This window comes from Microbacterium sp. NPDC060117 (genome assembly GCF_042729315.1).
Classification (GTDB): Bacteria; Actinomycetota; Actinomycetes; order Actinomycetales; family Microbacteriaceae; genus Microbacterium.
Window position 1 is genome coordinate 373,132 of the sequence record NZ_JBHWXR010000002.1, and the last position, 20,161, is coordinate 393,292.

The window sequence follows — 20,161 nt, forward strand, 5'->3', positions numbered from 1 at the left end:
CGAATACGAAGGAACCATCCATGACTGTCCTGGAGATCACCGATCTGCACGTCACCGTCGAGACCGAGGCGGGCACCACGCCGATCCTCAACGGCATCACCCTCACCATGCGCACGGGGGAGACCCACGCGATCATGGGCCCGAACGGGTCCGGCAAGTCGACGCTCGCGTACACGATCGCCGGCCACCCCAAGTACACCGTCACCAGCGGTTCGATCACGCTCGACGGCGAGGACGTCCTCGCGATGAGCGTCGACGAGCGCGCCCGCGCCGGCCTGTTCCTCGCCATGCAGTACCCGGTCGAGATCCCCGGCGTCACGGTCACCAACTTCCTGCGCACGGCGAAGACCGCGCTGGATGGCGAGGCACCCTCCATCCGCCAGTGGACCAAGGACGTCAAGGCGTCGATGGCGAACCTGCGCATGGACCCGAAGTTCGCACAGCGCAACGTCAACGAGGGCTTCTCCGGTGGAGAGAAGAAGCGTCACGAGATCCTCCAGCTCGAGGTGCTCAAGCCGAAGATCGCCGTGCTCGACGAGACCGATTCCGGCCTCGATGTCGACGCTCTGAAGATCGTCTCCGAGGGTGTCAACCGCGCGAAGGAGCACACGAACCTCGGCGTGCTGCTGATCACGCACTACACGCGCATCCTGCGCTACATCCGCCCCGACTACGTGCACGTGGTCGTCGCCGGCAAGATCGTGGAAGAGGGCGGTGCGGAGCTCGCCGACCGTCTCGAGGATGAGGGCTACGACCGCTTCCTCGACCCCGCCGCTCCCATCGAAGCGTAGGCTGAAGGCATGACGGCAACGCTGACCGGAGAGAAGTACGACGAGGTCACCGAGGCGCTCAAGGACGTCGTGGACCCGGAGCTCGGGATCAACGTCGTCGACCTCGGCCTCATCTACGATCTCTCCTGGGACGAGGAGAACGACGCCCTCGTCATCCACATGACGCTCACGAGCGCCGGGTGCCCCCTGACCGATGTGCTCGAGGAGCAGACCGGTCAGGCGCTGGACGATGTCGTCGACCGATTCCGCATCAACTGGGTCTGGATGCCGCCGTGGGGTCCGGAGCGGATCACCGATGACGGCCGCGACCAGATGCGCGCGCTCGGCTTCGCGATCTGACACGCAGGATCGAAGGGTCTGACGCCGTATGACGGGGTCGGGCCCTTCGGCGTTCCCGCGTCGATAGGCTCGAAGGGTGACCTTCGCCGCCGCACGCACCGCAGCCCTCCGGGCGCTGCCGCTCGATCAGCTCCGCCGCCGCTCCAGCACCAAATGGCGCACGTATCCTGACGACGTGCTGCCGCTGTTCGTGGCGGAGACGGACTTCCCCCTCGCCGACGCGATCACCCGGCGCCTGCACGAAGCGGTCGAGCAGGGCGACACCGGGTACACCCCTCCGGACCCCGGTCTCCGGGATGCGTTCGTCGCGTATGCGCAGCGTCGCTTCGGCTGGAGTGTGCAGCCCGCCCACATCAGGTCCACGTGCGACGTGATGATGGGCGTCGTCGAGATCCTGCGTGCGGTGCTGGCTCCGGGAGACCGGGTGGTCGTGGCGCCGCCGGTGTACCCGCCGTTCTTCGACTGCATCGAGGAGGCCGGCGGCGTCGTCGAGCGCGTTCCGCTCGTCGACGCGGACGGATCCTGGACGCTCGACCTCGACGGCATCGATCGGGCTCTCGCCGACGGCGCGCGCGCCGTGCTGCTGTGCAACCCGCACAACCCCACCGGCACGGTGCACAGCCACGCCGTGCTGGCGCGCCTGGCGGAGATCGCCTCCGCGCACGGTGCCGTCGTGGTGAGCGACGAGATCCACGCGCCCCTGGTGCAGCCGGGGATCGACTACACCCCGTTCCTCGCCGCGTCGCCGCTCGCGGCGGAGGTCGGCTACACGGTCACCAGCGCGAGCAAGGCGTACAACCTCGCCGGCCTGAAGTGCGCGGTGATGGTCACCGCGAGTGAGCAGACCGCCGCCGTGGTGCGCGGGCTCCCGCCCGAGGTGGAGTGGCGCACAGGACTCTTCGGCGCGATGGCGGCCGTGGCTGCCTGGGACCCGGCGAGCGACGCCTGGCTGGACGGGCTCCTCGTCGCCCTCGACGACAACAGGCGCCTGCTCGGTCGTCTGCTCGCCGAGCACATCCCGGGCGCGCGCTACCGCCTGCCGGACGCGGGCTACCTCGCCTGGGTCGACCTCCGTGACCTCGGCTGGGGGGACGACCCTGCCGGCCGGATCCTTCGCGAGGCGAAGGTCGCGCTCAACCGCGGCCCGACCTTCGGCGTGGAAGGTCGTGGCCACGTCCGCATCAACCTGGGCTGCTCGCCGGAAGTGCTGAGCGAAGCAGTGCTCCGGATCGCAGCGCTGGTGCAGCGGTGACGGCACCGGTCGCCGCAGCGACCATCTGGGACCGGCATCGACTCGGCATCACGGTCGGGTCCGTCGTGCTCATCTTCCTCGGTGCGATCGAGGCGCTGGCCGTGACCACGGTCATGCCCCTGGTCGCGGCGGATCTGCACGGCGACGCGCTGTACGCGGTGGCCTTCGCCGGGACCCTCGCGACCGGGGTCATCGGCATGGTGGCGAGCGGGGCGTGGAGTGACAGAGCCGGACCGCGGGCGCCGTTGTACACCGCGGTCGCGCTGTTCATCGTGGGTCTGGTGATCGCGGGTGCCGCCACGGACATGTACACGCTGGTCCTGGGCCGGCTCATCCAGGGGCTCGGCGGCGGCGGACAGACGGTCGCGTTGTATGTCGTGGTGGCCCGCGTCTACCCGCCGTCGCTGCACGGGCGCATCTTCGCCGCCTTCGCGGCCGCCTGGGTCGTCCCGTCGATGATCGGCCCGTTCCTCGCCGGCGCCGTCGCGCAGTTCCTGCACTGGCGCTGGACCTTCCTCGGCGTCGCCGTGCTGAACGTGATCGCCTTCCTGCTGGTCATCGTCCGGCTCCGCGCGGTCGACCTGCGCACGCATCGGGACCCCAGCGGCGAGGATCCTGCGCCGCCGTCCGCCGGGCGGATCGGGGTGCGGATCCTGCTCGCCGTCGTCGTCGCAGTCGCCGCTGTCGCCGTGGGGTTCGCCTCCGACGCCGCCCCGGAGATCGGCTGGCCGGTCGCACTCGCGGCCATCGTCGCGATCGCTCTCGCGATCCGGCCGCTGCTGCCGGCCGGCACGCTGCGCGCGGCACCGGGGCTTCCCAGCGTCGTGCTGATGCGGGGGCTCGTCGCGGGCGCCTTCTTCGCGGCCGAGGCCTACGTTCCGAGGATGCTCATGGAGCGGTTCGAGTTCAGCCCCACGATCGCGGGACTCGCCCTGACCATGTCTGCGCTCGCCTGGTCGGGTGCGTCCGCGGTGCAGGGCCGGTACGGCGAGAGACTGGGCAGCCGGCGGATGGTCGTCATCGGCCTGGCGCTGCTGTCGGTCTCGCTCCTCGGGCTGATCGGCCTGGCCGTGTCGAGATCGATGCCGTGGGCCGTCGTGGCACTCTGGGGGATCGCGGGCGGCGGCGTCGGGCTGCTCTACCCCCGTCTGAACGTGCTCACTCTGGCCTACTCGACGCCGGTCGACGAGGGGTTCAACTCGTCGGCGCTCTCGATCTCGGATTCGACGGGCTCCGCGGTGACGATCGCCCTCGCCGGGCTGCTCTTCGTGAGCCTGCCGATCGCCGGCTCCGGATTCCCCGTGGTCTTCGCCGTCTCGGCTGCGGCGATCCTGATCGCGGTGCTCCCCGGACTGCGCATCGGGGACGGGCCCGGGGCAGCCCGTGCAGATGCCGTCAGCGCGGTGCCGGCGTCCGATCCGCTCCGCGGCTGAGCAGGGCGATGCCCGCATCGAACACCGCCGCGTCGCGGCCGTGCCCGTCCAGGGTCTCCGTGGAGCTCGCAGCGCCGTAGCTCTCGCCGTGCATGCGCTGCTGCACGAGTGTGGTGTGGCCCAGGACGAACTGCAGCACGGCCGTCGCCGCGAGGTCTGCATCGGGAACGGTCGGCGACAGCACGGCGCGGAGCGCGTCCTCCGCGCGAGAGTTCCCTGGGCGCAGCGCCGCGGAGCTCATCACGATCTCGGCGCCGTCGCGGTACGACAGCAGTGCATCCCGCACCGCGTGCGCTGCACCGAGCAGGTCGTCGCCGGGTGCCGGATCGGGGATGCCTGCGAGGATCCGGTCCGACACCGCCGCGAGCAGGTCCTGCTTGCTGTCGAAATGCCAGTAGAGGGCGCTGGGCTGCACGTCGAGCTCCGTGGCCAGACGGCGCATCGTGAGATCGGGCAAGCCGTAGCGGTCGAGCAGGTCGAGCGCGACGCCGATGATGTGATCGCGGTCGTGGCGTCCGGTGCGCGGGGGAGTCATGCGGATGAGTATACTGAACGGCGTTCAGGTGAACACTGTTCAGGTAGCGCGCCGGCCGGCCCGGATCCGTCGCGCATGCACATCCGAAGGGGAACCCATGACCTCGACCTCCCGGCCCTGGGGCGCGGACGCCGCCCGCATCGCCGTCTTCGCCGCACTGATCATCGCGTTGGGGCTGGTGATCGTGCCGCTGCCCGGGGGCGTGCCGATCACGGCGCAGACTCTCGGCGTGATGCTCGCAGGACTCATCCTCGGTCCGCGTCTGGCCCCGCTGTCGGTGCTCGCCGTGCTCGCTCTCGCCGCGGTCGGCCTCCCGGTGCTGGCGGGCGGACGAGGCGGCCTCGCGGTCTTCGCCGGGCCGAGCGCCGGCTACCTCCTCGGCTGGCTCGCGGGTGTCGTCGTGATCGGACTGATCATGGGCGCGCGACGTGTCACGTGGTGGCGAGCCGGTCTCGCCGCGGTGCTCGGCGGGATCGGCGTCGTGTATCTGTTCGGGATCCCCGTGCAGGCGTTCGCCACAGGGGTGCCGCTCGGGGTGACGGCGCTGTCGAGTCTCGCGTTCCTCCCGGGCGATCTCCTCAAGGCGGTCGTCGCCACCGTGCTGTGCGTCGCGCTGCAGCGCGCGTACCCGCGGGCATTCCTGCGGACGACCGCGCGTGTCGCCTGACGTCGAGCTGAGCGCGGTCTCGCTGCACCTCGACGGGCGGAGGATCCTTGAGGACGTCTCGCTGCGGCTGACCGCGCGACGGACCGCGGTGATCGGCGCGAACGGATCCGGCAAGTCGAGTCTGGTCCGGCTGCTGAACGGGCTTCATGTGGCGACCACCGGGTCGGTGCGCGTGGCCGGGCTCGATCCGGTGCGGAACACGCGGGACGTGCGACGCAGAGTGGGATTCGTGTTCGCGGATCCGGACGCGCAGATCCTGATGCCGACGCCCGCCGAGGACCTGGCGCTGTCGTTGCGCGATGTCCCCGCACCGGAGCGCACCGCGCGCGTGGAGGAGGCGCTGGAATGGTGCGGCCTGGGGGCGCTGCGCGACGCGCCGGCGACGGAGCTGTCCGGCGGCCAGAAGCAGCTGCTGGCGCTGGCGTCCGTGCTGATCGGCCGTCCGGATCTCGTGGTCGCCGACGAGCCCACCACGCGCTTGGACCTCCGCAACAGCCGTCGCATCGGCGATGCCCTGCTGGAGCTGGAGATGCCCCTCGTCCTGGTCACCCACGACCTCGACCTGGCCCGACGCTGCGATGAGGTCGTGCTGATCGAGCAGGGGCGGGTGCTCGCACAGGGCGCGCCCGACGATGTGATCTCGGCGTACCTGCAGGTCTGCGCCTGAGGCATCGCGATGATCTCGCTCTACCGTCCCGGATCCGGCTTCCTGCACCGGACACCCGCCGGAGTGAAGCTCGCGCTGCTGGCACTGAGCGCGCTCGTCCTCTCGTTCCTCCCGGCGACGCAGGGGGCCGCTGTCGTCGCATGCGGCGCGGTGGTGGCGGTCAGTGCGCTGTTCCTGCTCGCGGGACTCGGCCTGCGCGCCCTGGGACAGGCATGGTGGCGCCTGCGGTGGCTCGTGCTCATCCTCGGCGCGGCACTCGTGGTCTTCGTCGGGGTGCCGGCGGCGATCGTGAACACGGGAAGACTCGTGGCGCTCCTGCTGCTCGCGGAGCTGCTCACCCGTACTACCTCGACAAGCGCCCTGATGGCGGTCATCGCGCGGCTCCTCAGACCACTGCGGCCGCTCGGCGTCGATGCGGAATCGGTCGCGCTGGTGCTCTCGCTCACCCTCACCATGGTTCCGGTCGTCGGCGGTTTCGTGCGCGCCGTCCGCGAGGCCCAGGACGCCCGAGGCGTGCGACTGGGACCGAGGGTGGCGGTTCCGCTGCTCGTGCGCACCCTTCGGCACGCGGACGCGGTGGGGGAGGCTCTCGCGGCGCGCGGACTCGGATGAGCGTCCCTCCCGCCGCGGACACGCAGATCCGGTCCCGTCGCGCGTCCTATACTGGGGGGCTGGCCATCCGGCCGCTCACCCCCCTCTGAAGAACGGACGTCCGCTGTGCTCGCCGTGCACGACCTCGAGATCCGCGTGGGAGCGCGTCTCCTCATGGAGAACGTCTCCTTCCGCGTCGCCGATGGCGACAAGATCGGTCTCGTCGGCCGCAACGGCGCCGGCAAGACGACACTGACGAAGGTGCTGGCGGGGGACCTGATCTCCGCCGACGGCAAGGTCGAGCGCAGTGGCGAGCTGGGCTATCTGCCGCAGGACCCGCGTTCCGGAGACCCGGAGATGCTCGCGCGCACTCGGATCCTCGACGCGCGCGGCCTCGGCTCCCTGCAGCTGGGCATGCGCGAGGCGTCCGAGCAGATGGGCTCCGCCGACCCGGCCGTCGCCGAGAAGGCGATGAAGCGCTTCGGCAACCTCACCGAGCGGTTCGAGGCGCTGGGCGGGTACGCGGCCGAGGCCGAAGCCGCGTCGATCGCGAACAATCTCTCGCTGCCGGACCGGATCCTCGACCAGCCGCTGAAGACGCTCTCCGGTGGTCAGCGCCGGCGCATCGAGCTCGCCCGGATCCTGTTCTCGGACGCCGAGACGATGATCCTGGACGAGCCCACCAACCACCTCGACGCGGACAGTGTGGTCTGGCTGCGCGAGTTCCTCAAGGGCTACAAGGGCGGGCTGATCGTGATCAGCCACGACGTCGAGCTGGTCGGCGAGACCGTGAACCGGGTGTTCTACCTGGACGCGAACCGCCAGATGATCGACATCTACAACATGAACTGGAAGAACTACCTGCGCCAGCGGGTGGCAGACGAGGAGCGGCGCAAGAAGGAGCGCGCCAACGCCGAGAAGAAGGCGACGACTCTGCAGCAGCAGGCCGCGCGCTTCGGCGCGAAGGCCAGCAAGGCGGCCGCCGCGCATCAGATGGTCGCTCGCGCCGAGAAGCTGCTCGCCGGTCTCGAAGAGGTACGTCAGGTCGACCGCGTCGCCAAGCTGCGGTTCCCCAAGCCCGCCCCGTGCGGGAAGACCCCCCTCATGGCCTCAGGACTGTCGAAGTCGTACGGCTCGCTCGAGATCTTCACCGACGTCGACCTGGCGATCGACCGCGGCTCCAAGGTGGTCGTGCTGGGCCTCAACGGCGCCGGGAAGACGACACTGCTGCGGATCCTCGCCGGCGTCGACGAGCCCGACACCGGCCAGCTCGAACCGGGGCACGGCCTGAAGGTCGGCTACTACGCGCAGGAGCACGAGAACCTCGATGTGTCGCGCTCGGTGCTGGAGAACATGATGTCGGCCGCGCCCGACATCAACGAGACCGAGGCGCGCAAGGTGCTCGGATCCTTCCTGTTCACCGGTGATGACGTGCTCAAGCCCGCCGGCGTCCTCTCCGGAGGGGAGAAGACCCGCCTCTCCCTCGCGACGCTGGTCGTCTCCTCGGCCAACATGCTGCTCCTCGACGAGCCCACGAACAACCTCGACCCGGCGTCCCGCGAGGAGATCCTGGGTGCGCTCGCGCACTACGAGGGTGCCGTGGTGCTCGTCTCGCACGACCCGGGCGCCGTCGCCTCGCTGAACCCGGAGCGCGTCCTGATCCTGCCCGACGGCGTCGAGGACATCTGGTCGAAGGACTACCAGGACCTCATCGAGCTCGCCTGAGCCTCGCTCGCTGCCGACCCCCGGGGCGACCCGGGTGCGCAGGCGAGAGGATCAGCGCGGCTCCACGGCGTCCAGCAGCGCGTCCTCGTCGTCCATGTCGCGGTCGCGGCGGCGTCGGGGGCCCCGTGGGGGCCGTCCGGCCGCCTCGTCGCGGTGCTTGTGGACCTCGGTGCGGATCACGTAGCCGATGAAGATGAAGCCCATGATCGCGAACAGGATCCACTGGATCGCGTAGGACAGGAACGGGCCCGGGTCGTCGGACGGCGCCTCGAAGGCGTGCGGGCGCGTGGCGGGCGCGGGGGATTCGCTGACGAGTTCCCCGTAGGCCCCGGTGTCGACTGCGCTGCCGCCACCGATCTTGTCCGCCACGAGGGCGAGGTTGATGCTGGGCACCTGCCCTTCGGGCGCACCACGGCCGGACGGCGGGAGAGGCTCGGCCGGACGCAGCCGGGCGATGACCGTGGTCTCTCCCGAGGGTGGCGCGGGTATCGACGTCGGCACGTCGGATCCGTCTCCGGCGATGGCCCACCCGCGGTTCACGATGAAGACGCGCCCGTCATCCGTGCGGAACGGCACGAGCACCTCGAAGGCGCTGGTGCCGCCGTGCGGGCGGTTGCGCACCAGGAGCTGACCCGACGGCTCGTATCGCCCGTGCAGCTGCACGGGGTGCCACTGCGACTTCTCCGGGAGGGGCTCCCCGGGGGCGAGCAGCTGATCGAGGGGGACGGGCTTGGCGTCGTAGTTCTGCTGCACCAGTTCGAGCTGTGTCTGTCGGCCGTCGTTGCGCGAGAACTGCCAATTCGACAGATAGGCGCACACGATCGCGAAGACGATCGCGACGGCGAGGTAGGCGCTCCAGCGGAGCAGGCGCTGTCGCATCATTCGGGTTCGCCCTCACCCACGGCCGTGTCGATGCGCGCCGGGAAGTCGCGGGCGCGCAGGTAGTCGTACAGGAATCTCAGGTGCTCGCCGCACGCGAGCCAGACCTTCTCGCGCTCGGGTCCGTGTATTCGCGGGTTGCGCCACACGATGCGATGGGTCGCCGCCGCCCGGCAGCCGGCACGCGAGCATTTCAGGGCAGGATCCGGGGCGTTCACGAGCGCGGCTCGGCCGGATGCGCGACGGTCTCGGCGATCGTGATCACCGGGGGTTCCTGCGACGCGGAGGGCGCCGCTTCGGCGGGAGCCTCGATCTCGATCCGCGGGGACTCGACCCCGGTGGGCACGGAGTCGTCACCGGCGTTGGCGAAGACGACCGCGATATACGGCAGCACCGCGGCGGCGATCCCGAAAGCCCAGGTCCACCACCCCATCGGCTGCACCACGAACATCAGCACGAAGCAGATCATGCGGATCGACATCGTGATGACGTAATGGCGCACGCGGTCTCTCGCCTCGTCGCGCGGTGCGCGCGGCAGGGAGGTCACGGCGGCGTCAGGAGTCCTTCTCACGATGACTCCAGCCTACGCCGCCGCGACCGGGCCGGACGCCGCGGGGCATCGGATCAGTAGCTGCTGCCCTGCGAGATTCCGTAGGCGATGAGCAGCAGGAAGCCGACCCCGATGAGCAGGTTGAGGACCGCGCCGACGTAGCCGAGCACCAGGCCTGTGATGGCCAGCCCCTTGCCGCCGAGCGCGGCGTCGCGCTTGATCTTCCCGAGCGCCATGTGGCCCGTGATGATCGCGGTGACCGACGCGAGGAAGGGGATGACGATGTAGGCGAGCCAGCACAGGAGCACACCCGCGATGCCGCAGATGAGAGCCGTGATCGCGAGACCGTTCGACTTCAGCGGCGCGGGGTAGGGCTGCCCGTAGGGCTGCGCGTACGACGGCGCCGGATACCCGGGAGACGCCGGTGCGGCACCCGGATAGGACGGCGCGGCCGGCTGCTGCGGGGCGGCACCGGGGTAGGCGGGGGCGCCCGGCTGCTGGGGAGCCGAAGCCGGGTAGGCCGGAGCCGGCGGGACCGGTGACTGCGGGGCGGGCGCGGCGGCAGGGTAGGCCGGCTGCTGCGGGGGCACCGGCGCACCGGGATAGGCGGGGGGCTGCTGGCCTTGGGGCGGGATCCCGCCGTTGTCGTTGCTCATGCTGTTCCTCGCGGTCGATCACACGGATGGTCACCTCACAGATTTCCGTGCCACCGGTGCTCTGTCAATTCCTGCCGCCACTTCTGCTCGATAGGCTTGCGTGCCGTACACCTCGAATCTTGGGAGCCCCGCATGAGCACTGATCGCGTCGTCCTCGTCACCGGCGGAAACCGCGGCATCGGTCGCGCGATCGCCGAGCGCTTCGTGCGTGACGGCTACCGCGTCGCCGTCACCGCCCGCAGCGGGGAAGGACCCGAGGGCACGCTGACCGTGCGCGCCGACGTCACCGACGCCGCGGCCGTGGACACGGCGTTCACGGAGGTCGAGCAGAAGCTCGGACCTGTGGAGGTCGTCGTCGCCAACGCCGGCATCACCAAGGACACGCTCCTGCTGAGGATGAGCGAGGACGACTTCGACAGCGTCGTCTCGACGAACCTGGGCGGATCCTTCCGCGTCGTGAAGCGCGCGTCGAAGGGGATGCTCAAGGCGCGGTTCGGCCGGGTCATCCTCATCTCCAGCGTGGTCGGGCTCTACGGTTCCGCGGGTCAGATCAACTACGCCGCGTCGAAGAGCGCGCTGGTCGGCTTCGCCCGCTCCCTCACCCGCGAGCTCGGCGCCCGCGGCATCACCGCGAACGTGGTCGCGCCGGGATTCATCGAGACGGACATGACCTCCGAGCTGCCCGAGGACACGCAGAAGCAGTACAAGGCCAGCATCCCCGCGGGGCGCTTCGCCTCGGCCGACGAGGTGGCCGGGGTGGTCACCTGGCTCGCCTCCGACGACGCCGCATACATCTCCGGTGCGGTGATCCCCGTCGACGGCGGCCTCGGCATGGGGCACTGAACCCGCGGTCCGCGGGAAGCCCGGCGGTTCAGCGCGCGGACGCGACCAGCAGCTCCGCGAGCCGATCGGGGACCGAGTACTGCGGCCAGTGGCCGGATCCGATGCGCACGACCTCGGCGTCGCGGATGCTGCGGTACTCGTCGCCGTAGGAGCCCCACTGTTCGAGGTATGCCTCGAGCGCCTCCTGCGTGAGGGTGCCCATGAGCAGCGTCGCCGGGACGTCGTACCGACGCGGGTCGGAGAGCGCGATCGGATCCGTCGGCACACGCGCGGGCACGCTCCGCACCGTGCGCGCGGCGGCGGAGCGAGTGCTCGCGTCGAGATCGGCGACGTCCTCGGCGTCGAAGAAGTCCCAGCCGGGGAACGGGATCACGCCATCGCTCACGGGAAACTCGCTGATGCCGATTCCGTTCGGCGGAGGCACGGTGTCGACGAACACGGCGCGGCGGACACGATCGGGGCGGGCATCGACGGCGCCCCAGATGACGTTGCCGCCTCCGGAGTGGCCGACGAGCACCACCTCGCCGACGGACTCATCGATCGCGGCGACCACCGCATCGACCCAATCGCTCATGCGGATCTCGGACGAGTCCGCCGCAGGGGCTCCGACCCCGGGCATGGTCAGCGGCCGCGGTGCGTGTCCCGCGGCGCGGAGCGGTGCGAGCACCGGCTCCCACGAATCGGCGTCGAGCCACAGGCCGGGAACGAGGATGATGTCCATGCGTCCACGCTAGGCAGGTCCGCCGACAAAGCGCCAGAGTCGATGCCGCCAGGCCGGGGGCGTGGGCGTGCTCAGGGGAGCAGCGGGATGACCTCGGACAGATCCACGCGCCCGACGACGAGCGAAGCCTTCGCGCGGACGGCGGGTTTGGCGTTGAAGGCGAGCCCGAGCCCGGCCGCTGCCATCATCTGCAGATCGTTCGCGCCGTCGCCGATCGCGATCGTGGCGCGGGGCGCGACGCCGAGCTCCGCGGCCCATTCCCGCAGCGAGGCCGCCTTGGCCGCGGCGTCCACGATGGCGCCGTCGACCCGCCCGGTCAGGGCCTCGCCCCGGACTTCGAGACGGTTCGCGCGCCACCGGTCCACACCGAGGGCGGGTGCGACGGCGTCGAGGATCTCGTGGAAACCCCCGGAGACCACGCCGACCACACCGCCGCGCGCGTGCACCGCCGCGGTGAGCTCCTGCACGCCGGGGGTGGGTTCGATACGGCTGCGCACACGCTCGAACGCCGCCGTGGGGACGCCCGCCAGTGCTTCGACGCGCGTGCGCAGGCTCGTCGCGAAGTCGACCTCGCCGCGCATGGCGGCCTCGGTCGCGGCCTGCACTTCCGCGCGGCGCCCCGCCTCCTCGGCGAGGAGCTCGATCACCTCGTTGCGGATCAGCGTGGAATCTGCATCGAGGACGACGAGGAAGCGCGCGGTGGTCACCCGACGAGCGTAGCGGCCGCGTCGGCAGGCCCGAGCCGCTGTGACGCTGCGGCAGGGGAGCGGTCACCGCTCGATGCGCTGGCCCTTCCCCACGACCGTGAGCCCGGTCTCCGTGATCGTGAAGCCGCGCTCGAGATCGCGTTCGCGATCGACGCCGACCGTCGCGCCGTCGAGCAGCACCACGTTCTTGTCGAGGATCGCCCGGTGCACTCGCGCGCCCTGACCCACTCGCACGCCATCGAAGAGCACCGAGTCGGTGATGGTCGATCCGCCGGCGGCGAGAGTCCAGGGGCCGACCACGCTGCGCTCCAGGTGCGTGCCGGAGAGCACGGATCCCAGCGAGACGATGGAGTCGATCGCATTGCCGATCCGCCCCACGGAGTCCCGCACGAACTTGGCCGGCGGCGAGTTCACCGCCTGGGAGTGGATGGGCCACTCCATGTTGTAGAGGTTGAAGATCGGCAGGGTCGAGATGAGATCCATGTGCGCGTCGAAGAAGGACTCGATCGTGCCCACGTCCCGCCAGTAGGAGCGGTCGCGCGGGGAGGATCCCGGTACCTCGTTCTGCTTCATGTCGTAGAACCCCGCCTCGCCGCGGTTCACGAAGTACGGGATGATGTCGCCGCCCATGTCATGGTCGGACCCGGCGAGCTCGCCGTCGGCCTCGACGGCCTCGATGAGAGCGTCGGCGTCGAAGACGTAGTTGCCCATCGACGCGAGCACCTCGTGCGGCGAGTCCGGCAGCCCCGTCGGATCGGAGGGCTTCTCCAGGAACTCGTTGATGCGGCCGGAGTCGCCTTCCGCGACGTCGATGACGCCGAACTGCGAGGCGAGCGCGAGCGGCTGACGGATGCCGGCGACCGTGGCCCGTGCGCCGGAGGCGATGTGCGCCTCGATCATCTGGGTGAAGTCCATCCGGTAGACGTGATCGGCGCCGATCACGACGACGATGTCCGGCTTCTCGTCCAGGATCAGATTCAGGCTCTGCAGGATCGCGTCGGCGGATCCGGAGAACCAGCGCTTACCGAGACGCTGCTGAGCGGGCACCGAGGTCACGTAGGAGTCGAGCAGAGCGGACATCCGCCACGTCTGCGAGATGTGCCGATCGAGGCTGTGCGACTTGTACTGGGTGAGCACCACGATCTGCCGCAGGCCCGAATTGATCAGGTTGGAGATCGCGAAATCGATCAGTCGGTACTGCCCGCCGAACGGGACCGCGGGCTTGGCCCGATCCGCCGTCAGAGGCATGAGTCGCTTGCCCTCGCCGCCGGCGAGGATGATCCCGAAAACCTTCTTTGGTGCCGACATGCGTCCACCATAGAGCCCCGTCGCCGCGATGTACTACCTTCAGGACATGCGCGTCGACATCATCACCAAGGAGTACCCGCCTGAGATCTACGGAGGGGCCGGGGTGCACGCCGCGGAACTGGTGAAAGCGCTGCGCGGAAGCGTGGATGTGCGGGTCAGGGCGTTCGGCGCGGACCGGGATGAACAGGGGGTTACGGCTTATCGGACACCCGTCGAACTCGCCGGTGCGAACGCCGCGCTGCAGACGCTCGGCACGGATCTCGACATGGTGCCGGACATCGCAGGAGCCGACGTCGTGCACAGTCACACCTGGTACGCGAACTTCGCCGGGCACATCGCCGCGCAGCTGCACGGCATCCCGCACGTCCTCACCGCGCACAGCCTGGAGCCACTGCGTCCTTGGAAGGCCGAGCAGCTCGGCGGGGGCTACGCCGTCTCGAGCGGCATCGAGCGGCTCGCCTACGAGAACGCGGCCGCGATCATCGCCGTGAGCGGGGGCATGCGCAACGACATCCTGCGGGCCTATCCGCAGGTCGACCCCGCGAAGGTGCACGTGATCTACAACGGGATCGACGTCGATGCGTGGCGGCCCGTCGAGGATCCGGGCGTGCTCGCGAAGCACGGCATCGATCCGTCGCGCCCTTCGGTCGTCTTCGTCGGTCGCATCACGAGGCAGAAGGGCCTGCCGTACTTCCTCCGCGCCGCCGAGAAGCTGCCGCCCGAGGTGCAGCTCGTGCTCTGCGCAGGGGCGCCGGACACTCCGGAGATCATGGACGAGGTGCGCGGTCTGGTGGCCGAACTCACCGCGACGCGCACCGGAGTGGTCTGGGTCGAGGAGTTCCTGCCGCGCCACGAGCTGTCCGCCATCCTCACGGCTGCGACGACGTTCGTCTGCCCGTCGGTGTACGAGCCGCTGGGCATCGTGAACCTGGAGGCGATGGCCTGCGGTGCCGCGGTCGTGGGCACCGCGACGGGCGGGATCCCCGAGGTCGTCGTCGACGGCGTGACGGGCCGGCTGGTGCCGATCGATCAGGTGCAGGACGGCACGGGGACGCCGGTGGATCCGGAGCGGTTCGTGGCGGATCTCGCGGCGGTGCTGACCGAGGTGGTGTCGGACCGGGAGCAGGCGCGCGCCTATGGCGAGGCCGGTCGGCGTCGCGCCGCGGAGGAGTTCAGCTGGGCTGCGATCGCCGACACGACGAGGGCGCTCTACGAGCAGCTCACGGCCTGACCGATAGGCTGGGCGCATGTCTGCCGTCCTCGAATTCTCGGACGTCGTGGTGCGCCGCGACGGCCGCAACATCGTCGATCATCTCTCCTGGACCGTCGAGGACGACCAGCGCTGGGTGGTGCTGGGACCCAACGGCGCAGGCAAGACGACGCTCCTGCAGCTCGCTGACACGCTGATGCACCCGACGCAGGGGAAGGTGGACATCCTGGGGGAGACCCTCGGCCGCACCGACGTGTTCGAGATCCGCCCCCGGATCGGCTTCGCCTCCTCGGCGATGGCGCGCCGGATCCCGGCGGACGAGACCGTGCTGAACACCGTCATGACCGCCGCATACTCGGTCATGGGTCGTTGGAACGAGTCGTACGAGTCGATCGACGAGCGCCGTGCGATGCGGGTGCTCGAGCAGTGGCACCTGGAGCACCTCGCCGAGCGCCATTTCGGCACGCTCAGCGATGGCGAGCAGAAGCGTGTGCAGATCGCCCGCGCCGTGATGACCGACCCCGAACTGCTGCTGCTGGACGAGCCCAGCGCGAGCCTCGATCTCGGCGCACGCGAGGAGCTGCTGGGCCTGCTCGGCGGATTCGCCCAGTCGCCGACGACGCCGGCCATGGTCATGGTGACGCATCACGTCGAGGAGATCCCCGTCGGATTCACGCATGTGCTGCTGCTGCGCGACGGTGCGATCGTCGCGGCGGGTCCGATCGAGCAGACGCTCACCGCGGAGGCTCTGAGCGAGGCGTTCGGCATGTCGATCTCTCTGGACCGGGCCGACGGGCGCTACGCGGCCCGCGCCGCCTGATCTGTTAGAATCGATCCTTGGTGCTCTCGGCACCGCAGACTTCCCTCGCCCCTGGCACAATCCAGGGCACCACGTAAGGAATCCCATGAAGACTGACATCCACCCCACGTACCAGGCCGTCGTGTTCCGCGACCTCGGCTCGGGCGACACCTTCCTGACCCGTTCGACGGTCACGAGCGACAAGACGATCGAGCTGGACGGCGTGGAGTACCCCGTCATCGACGTCGAGATCTCCTCGGCCTCGCACCCGTTCTACACGGGCAAGCAGCGCATCATGGACTCGGCCGGCCGCGTCGAGAAGTTCAACCAGCGCTTCAAGAACTTCGGCGGTTCCTCCAAGTAATCGCCTCTGCGAAGACCCCCGTCCTCGGTCGAGGCGGGGGTCTTCTGCTGTCTACGCCGAGCCCGGGCCGTCGATGGCGGGCGCCGTCGACCGGATCGTCTCGAGGGCGAACCGGATGCCGTCGATCTTGCCCTCGGCATGGCGGATCACGCGGCGGAAACGGTTCTTGCGCTTCGGCTCCTGGGCGAACGTCACCTGCAGGAAGTCGATGACGGTCTGCATCCTCTCGATCTCCTGTTCCAGGATCTCGATGCGTGCGGTGTCGGTCATCATGGCGGTCGCGCCTCCCTCGGTCGGGTAACCGCCCAGTTTACCGCGCGAGGATCTGCCGGTGCGGAACGTGCCGGTCAGAGGTCGATCCGGATCCTGTCGCCGTCGATGCCCCAGGGCGGGTCGCCGGGCGCCGGCGCGGGGGCGGTCCGCCTCGTCTGCCGGTCGCGTTCGGCCTCGGCCTCCATCGATGAAGGTGCGAACACGCTGTCGAAGGCGCCGCCGATCCCTCCTCCGCCTCCCACGTAGCGCTTCTCGAGCGGCCTGCGACGAACGAGCACCCAGGCGGCATAGCCGAGGACGTAGAGCCCGAGCGCGACCGGGAGGGCTGCCGTGCTCCAGCCCAGCACCGCGCTCAGGGTCGCATTCACCCCTGCAGGCTACGCCGCAGGGTCCGGATCTGTCAGAAGGACCCGGTGGGCGCGCTCTGACGGGCGGCGTCACCATCGCGCACCGGCCAGCGGCCGTCGACGCGTTCGGTGGGCTCGATCCGGCCGATCCGCACGAAATAGTCGGTCAGGCTCGCGGCCTGTGCACGGGCCCAGCCGATCTGGCGGGTGTGCAGCTCACCCGCGCTCGCCGGCAGGGGGAAACGCTGGGCCAGCGCCTGGGCGACCCGGCCTGCGGCGACGGCGTCGGCCGAGGCATCGTGCGCACCGGTCAGGTCGACACCGTAGTGCGCGGCCACGATCTCCAGCGTCCGCTTGCCGGGGCGATACCGGTCGTAGGTCTTGTCGATGATCAGAGGATCGATCACCGGGGCGGGGTTCTCCAGAGGGGCGATCCGGTGCCGGCGCGCCTCGTGCGCGAGCAGCGAGAAGTCGAAGGCGGCGTTGTACGCCACCACCGGCACACCCTGATCGAGCAGCGAACGCAGCGCGGTCACGACGCCGGCGATGACCTGTGCGGCGGGTGCGCCGTCGCGGTAGGCGCGTTCGGAGGTGATGCCGTGGATCGCCGTGGCGCCGGCGGGGATGGGGATTCCAGGGTCGGCCAGCCAGGTGCGGGCGGCGATCTCGGCGCCGTGGTGGTCGAGCACACCGACGTGCGCGGTGACGATGCGGTCCCGGGTGACGTCGATTCCCGTGGTCTCCAGGTCGAACACCCCGACGCGGGTCAACCAGGGCGGAAGCGGCGTCGAAGCGGTCATGACGCCACCGTAGGGTGCGGCCCGGACATCGCCGTCCCGGCACGCGGCAGTGCGCTCAGGCAGTACCGATCCCGCCCGTAGACTCGAACCATGCCCGCGCCCTCGCCCTATGCCGCACGCCTGGATCGCATCTCCGTGCGTCGGCAGGAGGCCGAGGTTCTCGGCGGACGCACGGCGTACTGGAGCTACGGCCCTGACGATGCCGAGCTCACCGTTCTCGCGGTGCACGGTTTCCGCGGCGAGCACCACGGATTGGAGCCGGTGGTCGCGCACCTGCCCGGCATTCGCGTGATCATGCCCGATCTGCCGGGATTCGGCGAGACCGCACCACTGCCGGGCCGCGTGCACGACATCGACGCCTACGCGCAGTGGCTCATCGACTTCGCCGCGGTGGCGGCCCCGGGCGCGGTCGTCCTCGGGCACTCGTTCGGCTCGATCGTGGCATCGGCTGCCGTCTCGCGCGGGCTGGAGACGCCGCGGCTGATCCTGGTCAATCCGATCGGCGCGCCGGCGTTGGAGGGCCCGAAGGCGGTGCTCACACGCCTCGCGATCCTCTACTACGCCCTCGGGGCGCGGCTTCCCGAGGGCATCGGCACCGAGCTCCTGCGCAACAGGATCATCGTGCGGGGCATGAGCATCGCGATGGCGAAGACCAGCGATCCGGAACTGCGCCGGTTCGTGCACGATCAGCACGACACCTACTTCTCACGGTTCGCGGACCGCGAGGTCCTGAGCCAGGCGTTCCGCACGAGCGTCTCCCATGACGTCCGAGAGTTCGCGCCGCGGATCACCGTGCCGACGCTGCTCGTCGCGGCGCAGCGCGACGACATCACGCCGATCGAGGCCGAGCGCCACCTGGCCACTCTCTTCCCCGACGCCGAGCTGGTCGAGATCGCCCATGTCGGGCACCTGATCCACTACGAGACCCCTGCCGAGGCGGCGGGCGCGATCAGGCGGTTCCTCCGGCCTCTCGCCGTGTCAGCCCCATGAGGCCGCCGACGCGGAACGGGATGACCTCGCCCATCGCGAGCGATGTCTCGGTCCGCTCGACGCCGTCGATCGAGAGGATCCGCGCGTCGGTGTCGAAGAGATGGCGGGCGTCGCGGCACGCGACCAGGGCGAGCAGATCGATCGAGCCGCTCAGCCCGTGCGCCTGCACGACCTCCGGCACGCGCGCCAGCTCGGCGATGATCCGCGGCAGCTCGGTCTGACGGACCCCGATGCTCACGAACGCCTGCAGCGGATAGCCGAGCACGGCGGGGGAGAAGGCCCGCTCGTACGGGAGGAACACCCCGGTCCCCTCGAGGCGGGCCATCCGGGCCTGGATCGTGTTGCGCGAGAGCCGCAGTTTCTCGGCCATCGCGACCACCGTGGTGCGGGGGTCGGCCGAGAGCATCTCGAGGATGTCGAGATCGGTGCGATCGAGAGTTGCCATGTTGCCAAAGGCTAGCACTCTGCCGTGGGCGCCTATTTGGCAACATGCTCAAGGCGATTGGGAATGCTTGAGCGACGTGTCAAGCGGACGTACTCTCAAGGCGTAGCGAAGACGCACCGGATCCTCCTCACGAGGGCGGATCCACTGAGGAGGACGAAGATGTCAACCCACCTTGATCCGATCACCGTCACCGGCGTCGGGCTCGACGAGCCCGCCGGCCTCATCGACGCCCACGGCCGGCGCCGCAACGACACGCGCTTGTCCCCGTACGCGGCCGACGTCAGCTCCGCGCAGCTGCTGTCACTGCTGCGAGACATGATCGTGCTGCGTCGCCTGGACACCGAGGGCGTGGCGCTGCAGCGGCAGGGGCAGCTGGGCCTGTGGGCACCGTGCCAGGGGCAGGAGGCCGCGCAGATCGGCTCCGCACGCGCTCTGAAGAACGGCGACGTGGTGTTCCCCAGCTACCGCGAGACCGGCGTGATGCTGGCGCGTGGCGCGCAGCCCGGCGACTACGTGCGGATGTGGCGCGGCGAGGAGGGGGCGTCCTACGACCCCGCCGTGATGCACATGGCGCCGCTGCAGATCATCATCGGCGCGCAGACTCTGCACGCCGTCGGCTACGCGCTCGGCATCCTCCACGACGGTTCCGACCAGGTCGCGGTCACCTACTTCGGCGACGGGGCCACCAGCCAGGGCGACGTCAACGAGGCCATGGTCTTCGCGTCCTCCTACCGCGCCCCGGTCGTCTTCATCTGCCAGAACAACCACTGGGCGATCTCCGAGCCGGTCGCCGTGCAGTCGCAGCACCCGATCGCCGGGCGAGCCCCGGGCTTCGGCATTCCCAGCATGCGCGTGGACGGCAACGACGTGCTCGCCGTGTTCGCCGCGACCCGCTGGGCACTGGAGCAGGCCCGCGGCGGCTCACCGGCGTTCCTCGAACTCGTCACCTATCGGATGGGCCCGCACACCACCGCCGACGACCCGACCCGCTACCGGGATCCTGCCGAGCTCGACTACTGGCGCGGCAAGGACCCGCTGGCTCGGGTCGAGGCCCTGCTGCGCGCCGAGGGCGCGCTCACCGACGAGATCGCCGCCGGTATCGCGGCGGAGGCGGACGAAGCCGCCATGCAGATGCGGGCGGCATGCCTCGGCCTCGAGACTCGCGGCCCGCTCGCCGTGTTCGACGGGGTGTACGCCGAGCCGCACACCGGCATCGCCGAGGAGCGCGCCGACTACGAGCGCTACCTCGCAACCCTCGCGGAGGCGTGA

The 20,161-nt window shown here is 70.1% G+C and carries 26 protein-coding genes; 14 read left to right on the forward strand and 12 right to left on the reverse strand.

The window, feature by feature from the left end:
- The first annotated feature begins 20 nt into the window (after window positions 1-20).
- The 4 genes from sufC (at window position 21) to ACFWCK_RS07905 (ending at window position 3,815) form a co-directional block, all read left to right on the forward strand.
- Complete coding sequence (gene sufC / locus ACFWCK_RS07890) at window positions 21-791, forward strand: Fe-S cluster assembly ATPase SufC (protein WP_233309404.1); 771 nt, start codon at window positions 21-23, stop codon at window positions 789-791.
- Window positions 792-800: 9 nt separating this feature from the next.
- Window positions 801-1,130: a metal-sulfur cluster assembly factor gene (locus ACFWCK_RS07895; RefSeq protein WP_045252088.1), complete on the forward strand. Its 330-nt coding sequence runs from the start codon at window positions 801-803 to the stop codon at window positions 1,128-1,130.
- Between the two features lie 76 nt (window positions 1,131-1,206).
- Window positions 1,207-2,382 carry a MalY/PatB family protein gene (locus ACFWCK_RS07900; protein ID WP_378805347.1) on the forward strand — a complete coding sequence of 392 codons (1,176 nt, stop codon included), beginning with the start codon at window positions 1,207-1,209 and terminating at the stop codon, window positions 2,380-2,382.
- Window positions 2,379-3,815, forward strand: coding sequence for an MFS transporter (locus ACFWCK_RS07905; protein WP_378805348.1), 1,437 nt, complete (start codon window positions 2,379-2,381; stop codon window positions 3,813-3,815). The genes ACFWCK_RS07900 and ACFWCK_RS07905 overlap by 4 nt, the downstream gene beginning before the upstream one ends.
- Here the strand turns inward: ACFWCK_RS07905 and ACFWCK_RS07910 are convergent.
- Window positions 3,778-4,350 (reverse strand): TetR family transcriptional regulator, encoded by a 573-nt coding sequence (locus ACFWCK_RS07910; RefSeq protein ID WP_378805349.1) that lies wholly within the window; start codon window positions 4,348-4,350, stop codon window positions 3,778-3,780. The two genes, ACFWCK_RS07905 and ACFWCK_RS07910, sit on opposite strands and share 38 nt — an antisense overlap.
- A 97-nt stretch (window positions 4,351-4,447) precedes the next feature.
- Between ACFWCK_RS07910 and ACFWCK_RS07915 the strand changes: the two genes are divergently transcribed.
- The 4 genes from ACFWCK_RS07915 to ACFWCK_RS07930 all read left to right on the forward strand — a co-directional run bounded on the left by ACFWCK_RS07915 (window position 4,448) and on the right by ACFWCK_RS07930 (window position 8,000).
- Window positions 4,448-5,017 carry a biotin transporter BioY gene (locus tag ACFWCK_RS07915; protein ID WP_233309408.1) on the forward strand — a complete coding sequence of 190 codons (570 nt, stop codon included), beginning with the start codon at window positions 4,448-4,450 and terminating at the stop codon, window positions 5,015-5,017.
- Complete coding sequence (locus tag ACFWCK_RS07920; protein ID WP_378805351.1) at window positions 5,007-5,684, forward strand: energy-coupling factor ABC transporter ATP-binding protein; 678 nt, start codon at window positions 5,007-5,009, stop codon at window positions 5,682-5,684. The genes ACFWCK_RS07915 and ACFWCK_RS07920 overlap by 11 nt, the downstream gene beginning before the upstream one ends.
- 9 nt (window positions 5,685-5,693) lie before the next feature.
- Complete coding sequence (locus tag ACFWCK_RS07925; RefSeq protein ID WP_378805353.1) at window positions 5,694-6,296, forward strand: energy-coupling factor transporter transmembrane component T; 603 nt, start codon at window positions 5,694-5,696, stop codon at window positions 6,294-6,296.
- A gap of 105 nt (window positions 6,297-6,401) precedes the next feature.
- Window positions 6,402-8,000, forward strand: coding sequence for an ABC-F family ATP-binding cassette domain-containing protein (locus ACFWCK_RS07930; protein ID WP_308192499.1), 1,599 nt, complete (start codon window positions 6,402-6,404; stop codon window positions 7,998-8,000).
- A 51-nt stretch (window positions 8,001-8,051) separates the two neighbouring features.
- Here ACFWCK_RS07930 and ACFWCK_RS07935 read toward each other — a convergent pair whose 3' ends face one another.
- Genes ACFWCK_RS07935 through ACFWCK_RS07950 form a run of 4 tightly spaced genes read right to left on the reverse strand, consistent with a single transcriptional unit; the run spans window position 8,052 to window position 10,085 of the window.
- Window positions 8,052-8,882: an SURF1 family protein gene (locus ACFWCK_RS07935; RefSeq protein ID WP_378805354.1), complete on the reverse strand. Its 831-nt coding sequence runs from the start codon at window positions 8,880-8,882 to the stop codon at window positions 8,052-8,054.
- Complete coding sequence (locus tag ACFWCK_RS07940; protein WP_233309412.1) at window positions 8,879-9,097, reverse strand: hypothetical protein; 219 nt, start codon at window positions 9,095-9,097, stop codon at window positions 8,879-8,881. The genes ACFWCK_RS07935 and ACFWCK_RS07940 overlap by 4 nt, the downstream gene beginning before the upstream one ends.
- The gene (locus ACFWCK_RS07945) at window positions 9,094-9,450 is read right to left on the reverse strand and encodes a DUF3099 domain-containing protein (RefSeq protein ID WP_233309413.1); all 357 of its coding nucleotides are present in this window, start codon (window positions 9,448-9,450) and stop codon (window positions 9,094-9,096) included. The genes ACFWCK_RS07940 and ACFWCK_RS07945 overlap by 4 nt, the downstream gene beginning before the upstream one ends.
- A 53-nt stretch (window positions 9,451-9,503) precedes the next feature.
- Window positions 9,504-10,085 (reverse strand): DUF4190 domain-containing protein, encoded by a 582-nt coding sequence (locus ACFWCK_RS07950; protein ID WP_378805356.1) that lies wholly within the window; start codon window positions 10,083-10,085, stop codon window positions 9,504-9,506.
- A 132-nt stretch (window positions 10,086-10,217) separates the two neighbouring features.
- Between ACFWCK_RS07950 and ACFWCK_RS07955 the strand changes: the two genes are divergently transcribed.
- Window positions 10,218-10,928, forward strand: a complete 711-nt coding sequence (locus ACFWCK_RS07955; protein WP_378805357.1) for a beta-ketoacyl-ACP reductase — start codon at window positions 10,218-10,220, stop codon at window positions 10,926-10,928.
- A gap of 28 nt (window positions 10,929-10,956) precedes the next feature.
- Here ACFWCK_RS07955 and ACFWCK_RS07960 read toward each other — a convergent pair whose 3' ends face one another.
- The 3 genes from ACFWCK_RS07960 to ACFWCK_RS07970 form a co-directional block, all read right to left on the reverse strand.
- Window positions 10,957-11,649, reverse strand: a complete 693-nt coding sequence (locus tag ACFWCK_RS07960) for an alpha/beta fold hydrolase (RefSeq protein WP_378805358.1) — start codon at window positions 11,647-11,649, stop codon at window positions 10,957-10,959.
- 71 nt (window positions 11,650-11,720) lie between these two features.
- Entirely contained in the window at window positions 11,721-12,356 is a 636-nt protein-coding gene (serB, locus tag ACFWCK_RS07965; RefSeq protein ID WP_378805359.1) for a phosphoserine phosphatase SerB, read from the reverse strand.
- A gap of 63 nt (window positions 12,357-12,419) precedes the next feature.
- Window positions 12,420-13,664 carry a glucose-1-phosphate adenylyltransferase gene (locus tag ACFWCK_RS07970; protein WP_233309418.1) on the reverse strand — a complete coding sequence of 415 codons (1,245 nt, stop codon included), beginning with the start codon at window positions 13,662-13,664 and terminating at the stop codon, window positions 12,420-12,422.
- Between the two features lie 46 nt (window positions 13,665-13,710).
- On the opposite strand from ACFWCK_RS07970, the gene glgA reads away from it, so the two are divergent.
- The 3 genes from glgA to ACFWCK_RS07985 all read left to right on the forward strand — a co-directional run bounded on the left by glgA (window position 13,711) and on the right by ACFWCK_RS07985 (window position 16,037).
- The gene (gene glgA, locus ACFWCK_RS07975; protein ID WP_378805360.1) at window positions 13,711-14,895 is read left to right on the forward strand and encodes a glycogen synthase; all 1,185 of its coding nucleotides are present in this window, start codon (window positions 13,711-13,713) and stop codon (window positions 14,893-14,895) included.
- Between the two features lie 16 nt (window positions 14,896-14,911).
- Window positions 14,912-15,694: an ABC transporter ATP-binding protein gene (locus ACFWCK_RS07980; RefSeq protein WP_378805361.1), complete on the forward strand. Its 783-nt coding sequence runs from the start codon at window positions 14,912-14,914 to the stop codon at window positions 15,692-15,694.
- A gap of 85 nt (window positions 15,695-15,779) precedes the next feature.
- The gene (locus tag ACFWCK_RS07985) at window positions 15,780-16,037 is read left to right on the forward strand and encodes a type B 50S ribosomal protein L31 (protein WP_233309421.1); all 258 of its coding nucleotides are present in this window, start codon (window positions 15,780-15,782) and stop codon (window positions 16,035-16,037) included.
- Between the two features lie 51 nt (window positions 16,038-16,088).
- Here the strand turns inward: ACFWCK_RS07985 and ACFWCK_RS07990 are convergent, their stop codons facing one another.
- The 3 genes from ACFWCK_RS07990 to ACFWCK_RS08000 form a co-directional block, all read right to left on the reverse strand.
- Window positions 16,089-16,310, reverse strand: a complete 222-nt coding sequence (locus ACFWCK_RS07990) for a hypothetical protein (protein WP_378805362.1) — start codon at window positions 16,308-16,310, stop codon at window positions 16,089-16,091.
- 74 nt (window positions 16,311-16,384) lie between these two features.
- On the reverse strand, window positions 16,385-16,678 hold the full coding sequence (locus tag ACFWCK_RS07995; protein ID WP_378805363.1) for a hypothetical protein: 294 nt from the start codon (window positions 16,676-16,678) through the stop codon (window positions 16,385-16,387).
- Window positions 16,679-16,710: 32 nt separating this feature from the next.
- Window positions 16,711-17,457 carry a 3'-5' exonuclease gene (locus ACFWCK_RS08000; RefSeq protein ID WP_378805364.1) on the reverse strand — a complete coding sequence of 249 codons (747 nt, stop codon included), beginning with the start codon at window positions 17,455-17,457 and terminating at the stop codon, window positions 16,711-16,713.
- Window positions 17,458-17,547: 90 nt separating this feature from the next.
- On the opposite strand from ACFWCK_RS08000, the gene ACFWCK_RS08005 reads away from it, so the two are divergent.
- The gene (locus ACFWCK_RS08005) at window positions 17,548-18,447 is read left to right on the forward strand and encodes an alpha/beta fold hydrolase (RefSeq protein ID WP_378805365.1); all 900 of its coding nucleotides are present in this window, start codon (window positions 17,548-17,550) and stop codon (window positions 18,445-18,447) included.
- Here the strand turns inward: ACFWCK_RS08005 and ACFWCK_RS08010 are convergent.
- Window positions 18,407-18,892, reverse strand: a complete 486-nt coding sequence (locus ACFWCK_RS08010; protein WP_378805366.1) for an Lrp/AsnC family transcriptional regulator — start codon at window positions 18,890-18,892, stop codon at window positions 18,407-18,409. The genes ACFWCK_RS08005 and ACFWCK_RS08010 overlap by 41 nt on opposite strands.
- A 159-nt stretch (window positions 18,893-19,051) precedes the next feature.
- Here ACFWCK_RS08010 and ACFWCK_RS08015 point away from each other — a divergent pair, with 159 nt between their 5' ends.
- On the forward strand, window positions 19,052-20,161 hold the full coding sequence (locus ACFWCK_RS08015) for a thiamine pyrophosphate-dependent enzyme (protein WP_378805367.1): 1,110 nt from the start codon (window positions 19,052-19,054) through the stop codon (window positions 20,159-20,161).

Bases quoted from the DNA above. Each gene is read 5' to 3' on its own strand.
- sufC (WP_233309404.1), top strand. From the start codon at position 21: ATGACTGTCCTGGAGATCACCGATCTGCACGTCACCGTCGAGACCGAG.
- ACFWCK_RS07985 (WP_233309421.1), top strand. From the start codon at position 15,780: ATGAAGACTGACATCCACCCCACGTACCAGGCCGTCGTGTTCCGCGAC.
- ACFWCK_RS07910 (WP_378805349.1), bottom strand. From the start codon at position 4,350: ATGACTCCCCCGCGCACCGGACGCCACGACCGCGATCACATCATCGGC.
- ACFWCK_RS07935 (WP_378805354.1), bottom strand. From the start codon at position 8,882: ATGATGCGACAGCGCCTGCTCCGCTGGAGCGCCTACCTCGCCGTCGCG.
- ACFWCK_RS07950 (WP_378805356.1), bottom strand. From the start codon at position 10,085: ATGAGCAACGACAACGGCGGGATCCCGCCCCAAGGCCAGCAGCCCCCC.
- ACFWCK_RS08000 (WP_378805364.1), bottom strand. From the start codon at position 17,457: ATGACCGCTTCGACGCCGCTTCCGCCCTGGTTGACCCGCGTCGGGGTG.
- ACFWCK_RS08010 (WP_378805366.1), bottom strand. From the start codon at position 18,892: ATGGCAACTCTCGATCGCACCGATCTCGACATCCTCGAGATGCTCTCG.
- ACFWCK_RS08005 (WP_378805365.1), top strand. From the start codon at position 17,548: ATGCCCGCGCCCTCGCCCTATGCCGCACGCCTGGATCGCATCTCCGTG.
- ACFWCK_RS07915 (WP_233309408.1), top strand. From the start codon at position 4,448: ATGACCTCGACCTCCCGGCCCTGGGGCGCGGACGCCGCCCGCATCGCC.
- ACFWCK_RS07970 (WP_233309418.1), bottom strand. From the start codon at position 13,664: ATGTCGGCACCAAAGAAGGTTTTCGGGATCATCCTCGCCGGCGGCGAG.
- ACFWCK_RS07990 (WP_378805362.1), bottom strand. From the start codon at position 16,310: ATGATGACCGACACCGCACGCATCGAGATCCTGGAACAGGAGATCGAG.
- ACFWCK_RS08015 (WP_378805367.1), top strand. From the start codon at position 19,052: ATGTCAACCCACCTTGATCCGATCACCGTCACCGGCGTCGGGCTCGAC.
- ACFWCK_RS07925 (WP_378805353.1), top strand. From the start codon at position 5,694: ATGATCTCGCTCTACCGTCCCGGATCCGGCTTCCTGCACCGGACACCC.
- ACFWCK_RS07955 (WP_378805357.1), top strand. From the start codon at position 10,218: ATGAGCACTGATCGCGTCGTCCTCGTCACCGGCGGAAACCGCGGCATC.
- glgA (WP_378805360.1), top strand. From the start codon at position 13,711: ATGCGCGTCGACATCATCACCAAGGAGTACCCGCCTGAGATCTACGGA.
- ACFWCK_RS07980 (WP_378805361.1), top strand. From the start codon at position 14,912: ATGTCTGCCGTCCTCGAATTCTCGGACGTCGTGGTGCGCCGCGACGGC.
- ACFWCK_RS07895 (WP_045252088.1), top strand. From the start codon at position 801: ATGACGGCAACGCTGACCGGAGAGAAGTACGACGAGGTCACCGAGGCG.
- ACFWCK_RS07960 (WP_378805358.1), bottom strand. From the start codon at position 11,649: ATGGACATCATCCTCGTTCCCGGCCTGTGGCTCGACGCCGATTCGTGG.